The 14,528-nt window shown below is 64.7% G+C and carries 12 protein-coding genes; 2 read left to right on the top strand and 10 right to left on the bottom strand.

The features are described 5' to 3' along the window. The first annotated feature begins 62 nt into the window (after nucleotides 1-62). Nucleotides 63-1,271: an SGNH/GDSL hydrolase family protein gene (locus P5705_RS11900; RefSeq protein WP_277461059.1), complete on the top strand. Its 1,209-nt coding sequence runs from the start codon at nucleotides 63-65 to the stop codon at nucleotides 1,269-1,271. A gap of 75 nt (nucleotides 1,272-1,346) precedes the next feature. Here the strand turns inward: P5705_RS11900 and P5705_RS11895 are convergent, their stop codons facing one another. After that, nucleotides 1,347-1,652, bottom strand: coding sequence for a putative quinol monooxygenase (locus P5705_RS11895; RefSeq protein WP_277461057.1), 306 nt, complete (start codon nucleotides 1,650-1,652; stop codon nucleotides 1,347-1,349). Nucleotides 1,653-1,712: 60 nt separating this feature from the next. Here P5705_RS11895 and P5705_RS11890 point away from each other — a divergent pair, with 60 nt between their 5' ends. Beyond that, nucleotides 1,713-2,126 carry a VOC family protein gene (locus tag P5705_RS11890; RefSeq protein WP_277461056.1) on the top strand — a complete coding sequence of 138 codons (414 nt, stop codon included), beginning with the start codon at nucleotides 1,713-1,715 and terminating at the stop codon, nucleotides 2,124-2,126. Between the two features lie 119 nt (nucleotides 2,127-2,245). Here the strand turns inward: P5705_RS11890 and P5705_RS11885 are convergent, their stop codons facing one another. The 9 genes from P5705_RS11885 to P5705_RS11845 all read right to left on the bottom strand — a co-directional run bounded on the left by P5705_RS11885 (nucleotide 2,246) and on the right by P5705_RS11845 (nucleotide 14,517). Then, complete coding sequence (locus tag P5705_RS11885) at nucleotides 2,246-5,182, bottom strand: DUF748 domain-containing protein (protein WP_277461055.1); 2,937 nt, start codon at nucleotides 5,180-5,182, stop codon at nucleotides 2,246-2,248. A 78-nt stretch (nucleotides 5,183-5,260) separates the two neighbouring features. Next, the gene (locus P5705_RS11880; RefSeq protein WP_277461054.1) at nucleotides 5,261-6,130 is read right to left on the bottom strand and encodes an oxygenase MpaB family protein; all 870 of its coding nucleotides are present in this window, start codon (nucleotides 6,128-6,130) and stop codon (nucleotides 5,261-5,263) included. 38 nt (nucleotides 6,131-6,168) lie between these two features. Continuing rightward, complete coding sequence (acs, locus tag P5705_RS11875) at nucleotides 6,169-8,103, bottom strand: acetate--CoA ligase (RefSeq protein WP_277461053.1); 1,935 nt, start codon at nucleotides 8,101-8,103, stop codon at nucleotides 6,169-6,171. 173 nt (nucleotides 8,104-8,276) lie between these two features. Continuing rightward, complete coding sequence (pgi, locus tag P5705_RS11870; RefSeq protein ID WP_277461052.1) at nucleotides 8,277-9,941, bottom strand: glucose-6-phosphate isomerase; 1,665 nt, start codon at nucleotides 9,939-9,941, stop codon at nucleotides 8,277-8,279. Nucleotides 9,942-10,142: 201 nt separating this feature from the next. Continuing rightward, a complete protein-coding gene (gene panC / locus P5705_RS11865) occupies nucleotides 10,143-11,006 on the bottom strand; it encodes a pantoate--beta-alanine ligase (RefSeq protein ID WP_277461051.1) in 864 nt (287 codons plus the stop codon). Continuing rightward, nucleotides 11,003-11,803 carry a 3-methyl-2-oxobutanoate hydroxymethyltransferase gene (panB, locus tag P5705_RS11860; protein WP_277461050.1) on the bottom strand — a complete coding sequence of 267 codons (801 nt, stop codon included), beginning with the start codon at nucleotides 11,801-11,803 and terminating at the stop codon, nucleotides 11,003-11,005. Before panB ends, panC begins: the two co-directional genes overlap by 4 nt. Nucleotides 11,804-12,053: 250 nt before the next feature. Further along, nucleotides 12,054-12,533: a 2-amino-4-hydroxy-6-hydroxymethyldihydropteridine diphosphokinase gene (folK, locus tag P5705_RS11855; RefSeq protein WP_277461049.1), complete on the bottom strand. Its 480-nt coding sequence runs from the start codon at nucleotides 12,531-12,533 to the stop codon at nucleotides 12,054-12,056. A 2-nt stretch (nucleotides 12,534-12,535) separates the two neighbouring features. Beyond that, the gene (locus P5705_RS11850; protein WP_277461048.1) at nucleotides 12,536-13,930 is read right to left on the bottom strand and encodes a polynucleotide adenylyltransferase PcnB; all 1,395 of its coding nucleotides are present in this window, start codon (nucleotides 13,928-13,930) and stop codon (nucleotides 12,536-12,538) included. Continuing rightward, nucleotides 13,924-14,517, bottom strand: a complete 594-nt coding sequence (locus P5705_RS11845) for a hypothetical protein (protein WP_277461047.1) — start codon at nucleotides 14,515-14,517, stop codon at nucleotides 13,924-13,926. Before P5705_RS11845 ends, P5705_RS11850 begins: the two co-directional genes overlap by 7 nt. Nucleotides 14,518-14,528 lie beyond the last annotated feature (11 nt).

The following is a 14,528-nucleotide window of genomic DNA, read 5'->3' as shown; positions in this document are numbered from 1 at the left end:
GGCGACGGTCGCATCTGCCACCGTTGGCCTGTGTGCCAGCTACTGCGAAAGGGATTTTCCGCGTGTCTGTTTCCTCCTCCGAATTCTCGCCCTCGGTGGGCGCCGCCTGGATCTCCACCTGGACGGCTCCGGCCCAACCGGCCTGGGGCACTGAATTGCCATTTCCCACCCAGCTGCCGTCGATGGCCAGTGCATGTACCGTGCGCCAGCCCCTGCGCATCAGCCGAGGTGGGCGGATGTTGCGACTGGTGTTCTCCAACGAGTACGGCGATACCCCGCTGACCCTCGGCCTGTGCCGGGTGGCCCTACGTGAACAAGGGCAGGTTGGTGCCTGGGCAGACCTCACTTTTGGCGGTAGCCATCGCGTCACCTTGGCTGCCGGCGAACGCTTGCGCAGTGACCCGCTGGAACTGCCGGTCCCCGATCTGGCCGACCTTGAGCTGGCTGTCTACCTGCCGAGCGACTTCACCCCCACGACTTTTCACTGGGACGCCCGCCAGACCGGCAGCATCGAGCCCGGTGACCGGACGGGTAACGAAGTACCGCTGCCCGATGCGCAGCCATTGAACGTGCGGGTGCTGGTCAACGCGGTCGAGGTGCTGGGGCAGGGCGTGGCGCTGGCGGTGATCGGTGATTCGCTGGTCAATGGCCATGGCCTGGAAAAGAACAGCCATGGTTGTTGGGCCGACCTGTTGGCCAGCCACTTGGCACCGCAGGGTATCGCCGTGATCAATGCCGGGCAGTCGGGTGGCCGATTGTTGCGTGACCGGTTGGGTATCAGCGTGCTCAATCGATTCGAGCGGGATGTGCTGAGTCAGCCTGGCGTGGCCATGGTCATCGTGCAGGTGGGGTTGAACGACCTGGGGTGGGCCGACTCGGTCATCGATCCTGGCGGCGCGTTGCCCACGCTGGAAGCGTTGAAGGCCGGTTACACCGCGCTTATCGAGGCCGCTCATGGGCGTGGCATCAACGTGCTGGGCATGACGCTGACCCCGTTCAAGGGCGCGTTCGCCGGCACACCGTTCGAGGCTTTCCATCAACCAGGCAAGGATCTCTTGCGCCATCGGCTCAACCGATGGCTGCGCGAGGACAGCGGATTTGACGGCGTGCTGGACCTGGATGCATTGCTGAGGGACCCGCACGACCCGGACCGTCTGCAGGCTTGCCACGACTCTGGTGATCACCTGCATCCTGGCCGCGAAGGCAGCCAAGCCATTGCGCAGTGGTTGCTGCAGCAACCAGCGCTCACTGATTGGGCAAGACCTCTGTAGGAGCGGCTTCAGCCGCGATCACCCGCGAAGCGGGTGCCAGGCACCGCGTTGCCTGCATCGCGGCTGAAGCCGCTCCTACACGCTCACCGGATTGCGCGCCACCACCTCGCCCTCGAAGCACACCTGCTCGACGATCAGCGGCTCCACCAGCGGGCGGCTGTCGCGAAAGTGCGCGGTTTGCGTGTGTGCCTCATACGCCGCGTCGTCGCGGTAGATCTCGTACAGGTAGATCACCTCCGGGTCCTCGCGATCCTGCGACACATCGAACACCAGGCAACCTGGCTCGTTGGCCACCGAGGCGGCGGCATTGAGCTGGATGGCGCTGAGGAAGGCTTCTGCCGTTCCGGGTTTGACGCGGGTCTTGATGAACAGGCTATACACAGGCGTCTCCTTTTGTTTTAAATTCGCTTTCGAATTGTATACAAAAAAGGAGTCACGACCATGTCCGATCTACCTGCCCGTCCCGGTCACCTCAACGGCCTGCGCCATATCGCCCTGCTGGTGCCCAACCTGGAGGAGTGCGAGCGCTTCTACGTCGACGTGCTGGGCATGGAGGTACTCAACCGTGCCAACGAAGACCTGGTGTACCTCACTTGCGGTAACGACAACCTCTCGCTGGGGCGCGGCGCGGGTGCCGCCAATGGCTTGCAGACCCTGGATCACTACGGGTTCATCGTCGACAGCGTGGAAGAGCTGGAAGCCTGGTACCACTACTTCAAGGCCCATGGCGTGACCCTGCTGGACCGTCCGTTCAACCATGGCGACGGCGCGCGCAGCTTCCACCTGCTGGATCCGGCGGGGAACAAGGTGCAGCCGCTGTATCACCCGGCGGTGTCGGGGCAGCGGCTGGCCTGAGGCTGGGGTTGATCCTCTGTAGGAGCGGCTTCAGCCGCGATCACCCGCGAAGCGGGTGCCAGACACCGCTTCGCCAGCATCGCGGCTGAAGCCGCTCCTACAGGCGAAGCGTCGGGCGCTTACTCGGCGTCCAGGTGCAGCGGTGTGATCACCCGGCCATCGCGCTCGGCCTGACCAAGGGTGGTGTCGATGAAATACACCCGGTCATCGGCCAACTGCCCCTTGTCGACCAGGTAGTCCTTGATGCTGGCGGCCCGTTCCTGGCCGAGGGTGCGCAGCAGCGGGGCGCTTTCGGCCCACGACTTGATCACCGCCTCGCGCAGTTTCGCGGTGCGTTCGTCACGCCCCAGCGTTTCCCACTCGGCCGCTGGCTGCTGCTTCAGGCGCGTACGGTAGATGCCCTCGAGCATCGCCGGCTTGTCGCTGTCGTCGACCACCAGCAGGGACGCATTGGCCGGAACCTTGTCACCACGGCGCTGGAGGATCTTGTACCAGGTGGCCTGGTACTCGCGCTCCAGACGCTGCTGGGCGATCAGCGGGCCGTCGCTGTTCTGGGCCGCGGTGCCTTCGATTTCCAGGCGCAACTCCGGGCGCTCCTTGAGCGCGGACGCCAGCTTGTCCAGGGCGGACTGGGCATCAGGGGTCAGGTCGCTCGAGCCCGCGGCGAAGGCCACGGTACCGAGATCCTCGGCGCCGCCGCCCGCGACCAGCCCGCCGATGAACTTGAACGGCGCCTGGGCCGCGCGCAGCACCAGGTTGCGCAGGGTCTGCCAGACGATCGGCATGACACTGAACTGCGGGTTGTTGAGGTCGCCGGAGACCGGCAGCTCGATGGAGATCTTGCCGTCGGTATCCTTGAGCAACGCGATTGCCAGGCGAATGGGCAGGTCCACGGCGTCGGGGCTGTCGACCTTCTCGCCCAACTGCAGCTGTTCGACCACCACCTTGTTCTCGGCCTTGAGCTGGCCATTGGTGATCAGGTAGTGCAGGTCGAGGTTCAGGCGGCCCTTGCGGATGCGGAACCCGGCGAACTTGCCGGAGTAGGGCGTCAGGGTGGTCAGCTCGACACGCTTGAAACTGGTGGCGATGTCCAGGCTGGCCAGCGGGTTGAACGGGTTGAGCGCGCCCTTGATGGTCACCGGCGCATAACGGTCGACCTTGCCCTTTATGTCCACCTTGGCCGGCTGCGGCTTGCGATTGTCGAGGGTACCGATCTGGCCGTTGAGCTGCTGCACGGCCGTGGCGAAGTTGGGCGTGAGCGTGAGGTCGGCGAAGTTGGCAGAGCCATCGTTGATGCTGATCTGGCCGACATGGATGCCCAGGGGCTTGGTGCTGCCGCCACTGGCCGGCTTGGCCTGGGTGGCCGCCGGCGCGCCGGCTGGCTGCGGGATCAGCAGGTCATCGACGTTGGTGGTGCGATCTTCGTTGATGATGAAGCGCGCATAGGGTTGCAGCAGGGTCACCTTGTCGATCGACAGGGCGTCGCCATGCACGTAGCTCAAGCCATCGACGTTCACCTGCTGCCATTTGACGAAGTCGCGGTTCTTGATGGTGTCGAGGGTGTGCAGTTGGTCGACCTGGGCCTTGCCGCCAATGGTGAAGGCCAGCGGCTCGGTGCTCTTGAGGTCGACCTTGAGGTCGCTGGAGAGCATGCCGCTGCGCAGTTCAAGGCGGATGAACGGGCTGATGTAGGCCTGGGCCACGCGCAGGTCGATGTCACGGGTGGCGACGTCCAGCTTGGCGCTGACTGGCGCCAGGTTGACCTGGCCGGCTGCTTGCAACTTGCCCTGCTTGCCCACGCCGGTGTCGAGCTTGAGGGTGAAGGGCGACTGGTTGAGGCTGTCGAAGTTCTGCAACTCCAGGTTGAGCGGGCCGACGTCGAGCGCCACCGGTTCCTTCTGGCTGCGGTCGGCCAGGTGGATCAGGTAATTGCGTGCCTGCACATCCTTGAGCAGCACCTGCCAGGGCTTGCCTGGCTCCTTGGCGGCCTTCTCCTGTTCGGTCGGTTCGGCGGCGGCAGGTTCGGCCTTTTCCTTGGGCGTGGCTTTTGCTGGCTGGCTGGCGAACAGCTTCTGCCAGTCGAGCTGGCCGTCGCTTTCCAGGGCCGCCCAGGTTTCGAGCTTTTCGCTGCGGATCTTGCCGACGGTGACCAGCTGCTTGGCCAGGTCGATGGACGTTTCGCTCACCTCCAGGCTGGCCAGGCGCGCCAGTGGCCGACCATCCGGCGCCTTGATGGCGAACGGCGCGACACGCACCGAGGTGTTGTTCAGCAGCAGTTCGGTTTCCTTGGACAAGTTGAGCTTGTAGTGGGTATCGAGGCTGACCACGCCTTCTTCGAGCACCAGTGGCACGGCATCGCGCACATAGGGCCAGAACGCTTTCATCTTGCCCTCGGTGACCTTGAGCGTGCCTTCGGAGGCGATCGGGGCCAGGCTCAGGGTGCCGCTCCAGTCGATGCGCCCACCGGCCGGGCCGTTGGCTACGAGGGTCATGTCGGCGTTGTCGTCGGGCAGGGTGCTGAGGTTCTTCAGCTCCAGGTTCATCGAGTCGTAGAGGAATTCGATCGGCTCGCTCGGGCGCAGGTCCTGGAAGTGCAGGTAGCCTTCGCTGAGCTTGATGCTGCCGATGCGCAGCGGGAACGGGTCGCTGGGCGGCTCGTCAGGCTTGGCTTCGCTGGGTGGCAGTTTGAACAACTGCGTGAGGTTGAGGCTGCCGTCCTTGGCGAACAGCAGCTCGGTGCGTGGTTTGTCCAGCGCCACCGCTTCCAGGTGCAAGGCTTTGGTCCACAGGCTGTCGAGGGACAGGTTGGCGTACAGGCGCTCGAAGCCTACTTGCTCCTTGCCGGGCTCGCCGATCTGCAGCCCCCACAGGGTCAGTTCAAGGCTGAACGGGTTGAGTTCGATGCGCTGCAAGTGGGCCGGCACGGTGGCGTACTGGGCCAGTTGCTGGTTGGCGACGCGCAGGGCGATGCCGGGAAGAATCAGAAAGCCGAGCAGGCTGTACAGGGCCACCAGGGCCAGCAGGGCGCCGACGGCGCGGGTCAATCCTTTGGGCATGTGTCGCTTCGTCTGTATCAGGCTGGAGTGGTTGGAGTATGGCACGTTAAATCGGTTCCGCTGAGCTGGCCAAAAACCTCACTCGATCCCCATGCGCCGCCTGGCGCGATGCGCCGAGCCATTGCGCATGGCCCAGCGCAATACCGGGGCGGTGTTGTTCAGGCCCAGGCGGATCATGCGCCGGGACAGTTCGCCCTGGTGCAGGTCGAGCATGTCGCTGGCCCAGCCCGGCAGCAGGTCGATCCCGGCATTGAGCATCAGCTTGCCCACCGGTTGCGCCAGGCGGCTGGGCGCAGGTGCCTTGAGCAGGATGTCGACCACTTCCAGGCTGCGGGCGCTGCATTGCAGTTGTGGGCGCATGCGGCGCAGGTATTCATCGACCTGGGCGCAGGAGCGCGGCACGTCGCGGGCGCCCAGGCGTTCGGCGATCAGGGCGATCTCGTCGTAGTACTGGTCCTGGGCGGCGCGGGGCAGGGCGGGGTTGCGGTAGCGCAGGTGGGCGGCGAGGAAGCTGCTGACTTCGGCCACATGCACCCAGGTCAGCAGCTCGGGATCGCTGGCGGCATAGGGGCGTCCGTCCGGCGCGGTGCCGGTGACCTTGAGGTGGATGGTGCGCACCTTGTCGATCAGCCATTCGGCGTCGCGGGTCGAGCCGAAGGTGGTGCCAGAGATGAACTGGCTGGTGCGGCGCAGGCGGCCAAGCAGGTCCTGGCGAAAGTTCGAATGGTCCCAGACGCCGGCCAGGGCCAGGGGGTGCAGCACCTGCAGCATCAGCGCGCTGATGCCGCCCACCAGCATGCTGGGGAAGTCGCCGTGCACCTGCCAGCTGACGCTCTGCGGGCCGAACAGGCCCGGGTCACCCTTGGGCGATTCCAGGTCGAGCTGGCCGAGGGCCACCCCGGTGAGGCTCATGACCTGGGTTTCGATGCGACGGCGGAGGGTTTCCATGGCGACCTTTGCTTCAAGGCAGCCCACCCGGGCCGCGGCTATTGGTTTAGACGCTTGTCGATCAAGCCCTGGACCACGCTCGGGTCGGCGAGGGTGGAGGTGTCTCCCAGGTTGTCCAGTTCGTTGCAGGCGATCTTGCGCAGTATACGCCGCATGATCTTGCCCGAGCGTGTCTTGGGCAAGGCCGGTGCCCACTGGATCAGTTCGGGCCTGGCGAAACTGCCGATTTCCTTGCTGACCAGCGCCAGCAGTGCTTGCTTGAGCGTGTCGTCCGGGGTGACACCACTCATGGGCGTGACGAAGGCATAGATGCCCTGGCCCTTGAGGTCGTGGGGGTAGCCCACCACCGCTGCTTCGGCGACGCTGTCGTGCAGCACCAGGGCGCTTTCCACTTCGGCGGTGCCGATGCGGTGGCCGGAGACATTGATCACATCGTCGATGCGCCCGGTGATCCAGTAGTCGCCGTCGGCGTCGCGGCGCGCGCCGTCACCGGTGAAGTAGTAGCCGGGCAGGGGCTTGAAGTAGGTGTCGACCATGCGCTGGTGGTCGCCGTAGACGCTGCGGATCTGCCCCGGCCAGCTGGCCTTGATCGCCAGCAGCCCGGCACCGGGGCCGTCGATGAGCTTGCCCTTTTCATCCAGCAATACCGGCTGCACGCCGAACATGGGCTGGGTCGCGCAACCGGGCTTGAGCCTGGGGGTGCCGGGCAAGGGCGTGAGCATGATGCCGCCGGTCTCGGTCTGCCACCAGGTGTCGACGATGGGGCAGCGCTGCTGCCCGACTGCCTCGAAGTACCACTCCCAGGCTTCCGGGTTGATTGGTTCGCCGACGCTGCCGAGCAGGCGCAGGCTCTGGCGTGAAGTGTTCTGCAAGGGCCCCGGGCCTTCGCGCATCAGCGCCCGCAACGCCGTGGGCGCGGTGTAGAAGATGTTCACCCGGTGCTTGTCCACCACCTGCCAGAAGCGTGAGGTGTCGGGGTAGTTGGGTACGCCCTCGAACATCAGCGAAGTTGCGCCATTGGCCAGCGGGCCGTAGACGATATAGCTGTGGCCGGTGACCCAGCCGACATCGGCGGTGCACCAGAACACCTCGCCGTCGCGGTAGTCGAACACCACCTTGAAGGTCAGGGTGGCTTGCAGCAGGTAGCCGCCCGTGGTGTGCAGCACCCCCTTGGGCTTGCCGGTGCTGCCGGAGGTATAGAGGATGAACAGCGGGTCCTCGGCCTCCATGGGTTCGGCCGGGCAGTCGTCGCCCGCCTTTTCGGTCGCCTCGTGATACCAGAGGTCGCGGCCCTCGCACCAGGCTATGTCAGCCCCCGTGCGCTTGACCACCAGCACGCTGCTGACTGCCGGGCAGCTGGCGAGCGCCTTGTCGACGTTCTGCTTGAGCGGGATACGTTTGCCGCCGCGCACGCCTTCGTCGGCGGTAATCACGGTACGGCAGTCGGCGTCGAGAATACGGTCACGCAGCGCGTCAGGCGAGAAACCGCCGAACACCACGGAATGGATGGCGCCAATGCGCGTGCAGGCGAGCATGGCATAGGCGGCCTCGGGGATCATCGGCATGTAGATGCACACCCGGTCGCCTTTCTTGACGCCGCGCACCTTGAGCGCATTGGCCAGGCGGCAGACTTGACGGTGCAGTTCGCGATAGCTGATGGCATTGCTGTCGCCGGGATCGTCGCCTTCCCACAGCAAGGCGGTCTGTTCGCTGCGCTGGGCCAGGTGGCGGTCGATGCAGTTGAGGCTGACATTCAGTTGGGCGCCATCGAACCAGCGTGCCTTGCCGGTCTTGAGGTCGCATTGCTGAACGGTCGACCAGGGCTTGATCCAGTCCAGGCGCTTGGCCTGTTCGGCCCAGAATTGGTCGGGTGCGTCGATCGACTGGCGATAGAGGCGGCGGTAGTCGTCGTCGGAGAGTTGCGCGGCCTGGCTGACGGCCAGGGCCTGGGGGTAGTTGCGGATATCGAACATGGCGGGTGGTCCTGCTCTTGTGGAGGCGAGGGACTGCGGCGGCTATTCGATAGGACAGTGTAGCGTCGGGCGATGTTCCTGTAGGAGCCAGCTTTGCTGGCGAACCGGCGTTTCACGGAAATCTCGGTGTTGGCCGCTTCGCCAGCAAGGCTGGCTCCTACAGGGTTAGGCGATCAGCCGCGGTGACGGCCGCGGAAGTAGTTGATCAGGCCTTGGGTGGAGCCATCCTCGGCGCTGTCTTCCAGGCTGCCGACCAGGCGCTGGTAAACGCCCTTGCCCAGTTCCTTGCCCAGCTCCACGCCCCACTGGTCGAAGGCATTGATACCCCAGACCACGCTTTGCACGAACACCTTGTGCTCGTACATCGCCACCAGCGCGCCGAGGCGGCGCGGGCTGATGCGTTCGACCACCAGGGTGTTGCTCGGGCGATTGCCAGGGATCACCTTGTGTGGCGCCAGCTTGGCAATGTCGTCCTCGTTCATGCCCTTGGCGCGCAGTTCGGTTTCGGCCTCGTCGCGGGTCTTGCCGAGCATCAGCGCCTGGCTCTGCGACAGGCAGTTGGCGTACAGCCACTGGTGGTGGTCGGCGACCGGGTTGAAGCTCACCACCGGCACGATGAAGTCCGCCGGGATCAGCTGGGTGCCTTGGTGCAGCAACTGGTGGTAGGCATGCTGGCCGTTGCAGCCGACGCCGCCCCAGATCACCGGGCCGGTATCGGTCTTCACCGGGCTGCCGTCCTGCAGCACGCTCTTGCCGTTGGATTCCATGTCCAGCTGCTGCAGGTGCTTGGTGATGTTGCGCAGGTAGTGGTCGTACGGCAGGATCGCGTGGGCCTGGGCGCCCCAGAAGTTGCCGTACCACACGCCCAGCAAGGCCAGCAGCACCGGCATGTTCTTGTCGAACGGCGCGGTCTGGAAGTGCTGGTCCATGGTGTAGGCGCCGGACAGCAGTTCCTTGAAGTTGGCGGTGCCGATGGCCAGGGCGATGGGCAGGCCGATGGCCGACCACAGCGAGTAGCGTCCACCCACCCAGTCCCACATGGGGAAGATGTTCTCTTCGCGCATACCGAAGGCCACGGCGGCGGCCTTGTTGCTCGACACGGCGATGAAGTGGCGGTACAGCTCGGCTTCCGAGCCGCCCTGGGCGAGGTACCAGGTGCGCGCGGCGGTGGCGTTCTTCAGCGTTTCGAGGGTGTTGAACGACTTCGACGAGACGATGAACAAGGTGGTCTCGGCGCGCAGGTTGGCCGACAGCTCATGGAATTCGCTGCCGTCGATGTTTGCCAGGTAGTGGCAACGCACGCCGCGCTGGGCGTAGGGCAACAGGGCTTCGGAAACCAGCTCGGGGCCGAGGAACGAGCCGCCGATGCCGATGTTCACCACGTCGGTGATCGGCTTTTCGCTGTAGCCGCGCCACAGGCCGTCATGGATGCGCCCGACCAGCTCGGTGATCTGGTTCAGCACCTTGTGCACTTCGGGCATCACGTTGACGCCGTTCACGCTCAGCTTGTCGCCCACCGGGCGGCGCAGCGCGGTGTGCAGTACCGGGCGGCCTTCCGAGGCGTTGATGATCTCGCCGCTGAACATCGACTTGATGGCGTCCGCCAGCCCCACTTCGTTGGCAAGACTTACCAGCAGGTCACGGGTCTGCTCGTTGATCAGGTTCTTCGAGTAGTCGAGGAACAGCCCGCAGCTGCTCAGGGAAAACTGTTCGAAGCGCTTGCCGTCGGCGGCGAAGGCTTCGCGCATGCTGAAGCCCTGCATGGCGTCGCGGTGTTGCTGGAGCGCCTGCCAGGCAGGCAGCGCCGTCACGTCGTGGGGGGTACGGTAATACGCCATTGCGAATGATTTCCTTAATGCATTGTCAGGGTTCGACACCGGCAACCTTTGCCAGTTGCAAGTCGCCCATTATAGGCATTGGCCGTTTGGCGGGAATGGGGGGCGGGTGGGGGAACAATGAATTTTTTGCGAGGCGTTTACAGTGGGTTCGCCGGCAAGCGCGCTCCTCGTAGGAGCCGGCTTGCCGGCGAACAGGGCCCATCAGGCGGTCTGCTCTTCCAGATGCAGGTAGAGATTGTCGATCAACCGCGTGCCCCCCATGTAAGCGGCTGCGATCACTACCAGATCACGGTCATCCACCTGCGCCGGCCGCAGCGTCACGGCGTGACGCACTTCCAGGTAGTCCTTGCGGAAACCGGCAGCGTCCAGTTGCGCCTGCCCTTCGGCGATCAACGCCGAAAAGTCCCGCTGGCCACGACGAATGGCCTCGGCCATGTCACTCAGCGTGCGGTACAGCGCCGGCGCGGCGGCGCGCTGTTCAGGGCTCAGGTAGCCATTGCGCGACGACAGCGCCAGGCCATCCTCGGCGCGCACGGTCGGCTCGCCGATGATCTGGATCGGCATGTTCAGGTCGCGCACCATGGCGCGGATCACCGCCAACTGCTGGAAGTCCTTCTCGCCGAACACGGCCAGGTCGGGCTGAACCATGTTGAACAGCTTGCTGACCACCGTCGCCACGCCTTCGAAGTGCCCGGGGCGGCTGGCGCCGCACAGGCCTTCGGACAATTGCGGCACGCTCACTCGGGTCTGCACCGCCATGCCGTCGGGGTACATTTCTTCGACCGTGGGGGCGAACAGCAGGTGGCAACCGGCCTGGAGCAGCTTTTCCTGGTCGGCGGCGAGGGTACGCGGGTACTTGTCCAGGTCTTCGCCGGCGCCGAACTGCAGCGGGTTGACGAAAATGCTGGCGACCACGAAGTCGGCGCGCTGGGCGGCCTTGGTCACCAGCGCTGCGTGGCCGCTGTGCAGGTTGCCCATGGTCGGGACGAAGGCAATGCGCTTGCCCTCGCCACGGGCACGGGCCACGGCGGCACGCAGTTCACGGACGGTCTTGACGGTATTCATGCGCTGAACCCATGTTCGCTGGCGGGGAAGCTGACCGCTTTCACGGCTTGGACGTAGGCGGCCAGGGCGCTCTGGATGTCCGGCTGGCCGGCCATGAAGTTCTTCACGAACTTCGGTACACGGCCGCTGAGCGACAGGCCCAGCATGTCGTGCAGCACCAGCACCTGGCCATCGGTGGCGCTACCGGCACCGATGCCGATGACCGGAATGCCGACGGCCTGGGTGATCTCGGCGGCCAATTCGCTGGGCACGCACTCGAGCAGCAGCATGGCGGCACCGGCTTGCTCCAGGGCGATCGCATCGGCGCGCATCTGCCGCGCCTGGGCTTCCTGGCGGCCCTGGACCTTGTAGCCACCGAGCACGTTGACCGTCTGTGGGGTCAGGCCCATGTGCGCGCATACCGGCACGCCGCGTTCGGCCAGCAGGCGAATAGTTTCGGCCAGCCAGGCGGCGCCCTCGATCTTGACCATGTGGGCGCCGGCGCGCATCAGCTGGGCGGCATTGGTGAACGCCAGCTCAGGGGTGGCATGGGCCATGAAGGGCAGGTCAGTGAGGATCAGCGCACCATCGTTGCCGCGCTTGACGCTGGCGGTGTGGTAGGCCATGTCGTCGTTGCTGACGGGCAGGGTGCTGTCATGGCCCTGCAGGACCATGCCCAGGGAGTCGCCTACCAGCAGCACTTCGACGCCGGCTTCGCTCGCGGCCTTGGCGAAGGTCGCGTCGTAGCAGGTCAGCATGGTGATTTTCTCACCCTTGGCCTTGAGGCCGTTCAGGGTGGTCAGGGTTACTTCAGGCATGTAGGGGCATCCTCGTTCAGGCGCTGTGAACAACAACTGCGTACAACGCGTGCATTCATCTTCCGGAGCGGCACATCATCGGTCGTGATGTTCGGGCGCAGGTCCGTCCGAGCCTAAATGGGTGATTGCGGCATAGTGGCGCCGCGGGACGCCTATAGTCGTGAGCGAGGTGGGGGAAGTCAATGACCCGTGTTACCGCATTGTTACGCCGTGGGTGTTACTGGCGTTACCGCCGTCTGGAACGCCCGGATTACAGGCGTTCCAGGCCGACGAACGGGCAATCCTGGAGCAGGTGTTCCAGGTGACGGCCATCGGCGAGGCGGAAGTCGGCGGGTACCAGCTCGGCGAGCGGGTAGAGCACGAAGGGGCGTGCGTGCATGTGGTAGTGCGGCACTTTCAGGCGCGGCACATCGATGACCTGGTCGCCGAACAGCAGCATGTCGAGGTCGAGGGTGCGTGGGCCCCAGCGTTCCTTGCGCACCCGGCCCTGGTCGTTCTCGATGGCCTGCAGGGCGTCGAGCAGTTCAAGCGGTGCCAGCGTTGTATCAATGGCCGCCACGGCATTGGTGTAGCGTGGCTGGCCGGGCAGCAGCGAGTCACTGGTATAGAGCGCCGACGCCGCCGCCAGGCGGGTGTCGGCGATCAGGTCCAGTGCCTGGAAGGCGCTGCGCAACTGCTCGGTGGGCTGGTCGAGGTTGCTGCCCAAACCGATGAACGCACGGGTGGCCATGCTCAGTCCCAGGCCTGCTCGTCGTCGCGCTTGCGCTTCGAACCGCTGCGTTTGCGCTTGCGCGGGCCGGCACCGGCGCTGGCGCCGTCGTCGCGGTTGCCCAGCTCGCGGATCATGTCGCGGCGCTGACTGTCGTTGGCGTCCTGGTAATCGGTCCACCACTGGCCCAGACCGTCGGTTTCCTCGCCCGCGCTTTCACGCAGCAGCAGGAAGTCGTAGCCGGCGCGGAAGCGCGGGTTGTCCAGCATCATGTCGGCGCGCTTGCCGCTGCGCCGTGGCAGGCGCTCCTGCATGTCCCAGATCTCGCGGATCGGCAGGGTGAAGCGTTTCGGGATCGCGATGCGCTGGCACTGCTCGGCAATCAGGTCGTGGGCCGCACCGTTCATGGCCGGGATCGGCGGCACGCCCTGGCTCTGCAGGTACAGCGCGCGGCCCGGCAGGGCTGGCCAGAGCAGGGCGGCGAACAGGAACGCCGGTGTTACCGGCTTGCCCTGCTTGACGCGCAGGTCGGTGTTCATCAGCGCCTGGCTGATCAGGGTGTGGGTGTACGTCGGGCGTTCTTCCAGCGCGTGGCTGCTGGCCGGGAACAGGGGCTCGAACAGCTCCAGGTCGACCAGCATCTCGAAGGTCATCGCACCCTGGCCGTTGAGGAACAGCTTGAGGCTTTCCTCGAACAGGCGGGCCGGCGGGATATCGCGCAGCATCGGTGCCAGCTTGCGAATCGGCGCCACGGTGTGTTTCTCGATACCGAAGTCCAGCTTGGCGGCGAAGCGCACGGCACGCAGCATGCGTACCGGGTCTTCCTGGTAACGATGGGTGGGGTCGCCGATCAACCGCAGCAGGCGGTTGCGGATATCGTGCACGCCGTTGGCGTAGTCGAGGACGCGTTCGCTGACCGGGTCGTAGTACAGGGCGTTGATGGTGAAGTCGCGGCGTTGCGCGTCTTCTTCCAGGGTGCCGTACACGTTGTCACGCAGGATGCGACCACTGGCGTTGTGCGACGAGCGGTGGCTGTCGGCCTGGTCTTCATCCGAGTGAGGGGCGCGGAAGGTGGCGACTTCGATGATTTCGCGGCCGAAATGCACGTGGACCAGCTTGAAGCGCCGGCCAATGATACGGGCGTTGCGGAACTCGGCGCGCACCTGTTCAGGGGTGGCGCTGGTGGCGACGTCGAAGTCCTTGGGCGTGATGCCCAGCAGCAGGTCGCGTACACAGCCACCGACGAGATAGGCCTGGTAGCCGGCCGCCTGCAGGCGCTCGACGATGCCCACGGCATGGCGGCTGAACTGGCTGCGCTGCAGCGAGTGCTGGCTCTTGTTGATCACTTCAGGCGTGGTGCGCCTGTGGTGCTGGCCACGGACGGGCGGGCGGAACGACTGGAACAGCTTCTTCAGCATGGGATGCACTGTTTGAAGGAATGTTCGGCCAAGGATAGGAGAATGGCCGCATGATGGCCGGGGATTCTAGCATTTACTGGGGGAATGGTGTAGGCGCTGTGTGGACGGTGATGCGGGAGGGGGAGAAACGACATGGGGAGCCGAAGCTCCCCACCAAGTCGTTGTGTGCTCTTATTATTTTTCTGCTGGGCTTCTTGTTTTTGTTGAGTGCCCTGTTCACAAATCTCGAAGCTTGTGAACGACCCCCAAAACTGGGGGTGAAGAGCAAACGGATTGCTTTGGTCGCCGAGATGATGCTGATCTTTCGATCCAATCAGTTCAGGTGCTGCTTTTGAGTGCAGTTTTTGTTGTTCTCTGCCTGATCGTGGGGCAAGCCCCAAACACAACTCCTCTCCAAAAGAATCAGTTAGCTGCGCCTCCGCCGTCTTGTTCTTATTGTGCGTGAGCCGTTTCGTCTTGTTCTTATTCTGAGTTGCAGTGCTTGTTATTGTTCTTGTACGAAAGATATAGCAGGTGCCGTGCCAACTTTTGAAAACCCAATGAAACCGGGGGTTTTGGCGGATCGAGCGGCGTGCGGTGGCGGGCAAATGTAGAAAAT

The sequence above is a fragment of the Pseudomonas entomophila genome (assembly GCF_029478665.1).
Classification (GTDB): domain Bacteria; phylum Pseudomonadota; class Gammaproteobacteria; order Pseudomonadales; family Pseudomonadaceae; genus Aquipseudomonas; species Aquipseudomonas entomophila_F.
Note: the sequence above shows the minus strand (reverse complement) of the source record. Positions and strands in the feature narration are given on the sequence as shown.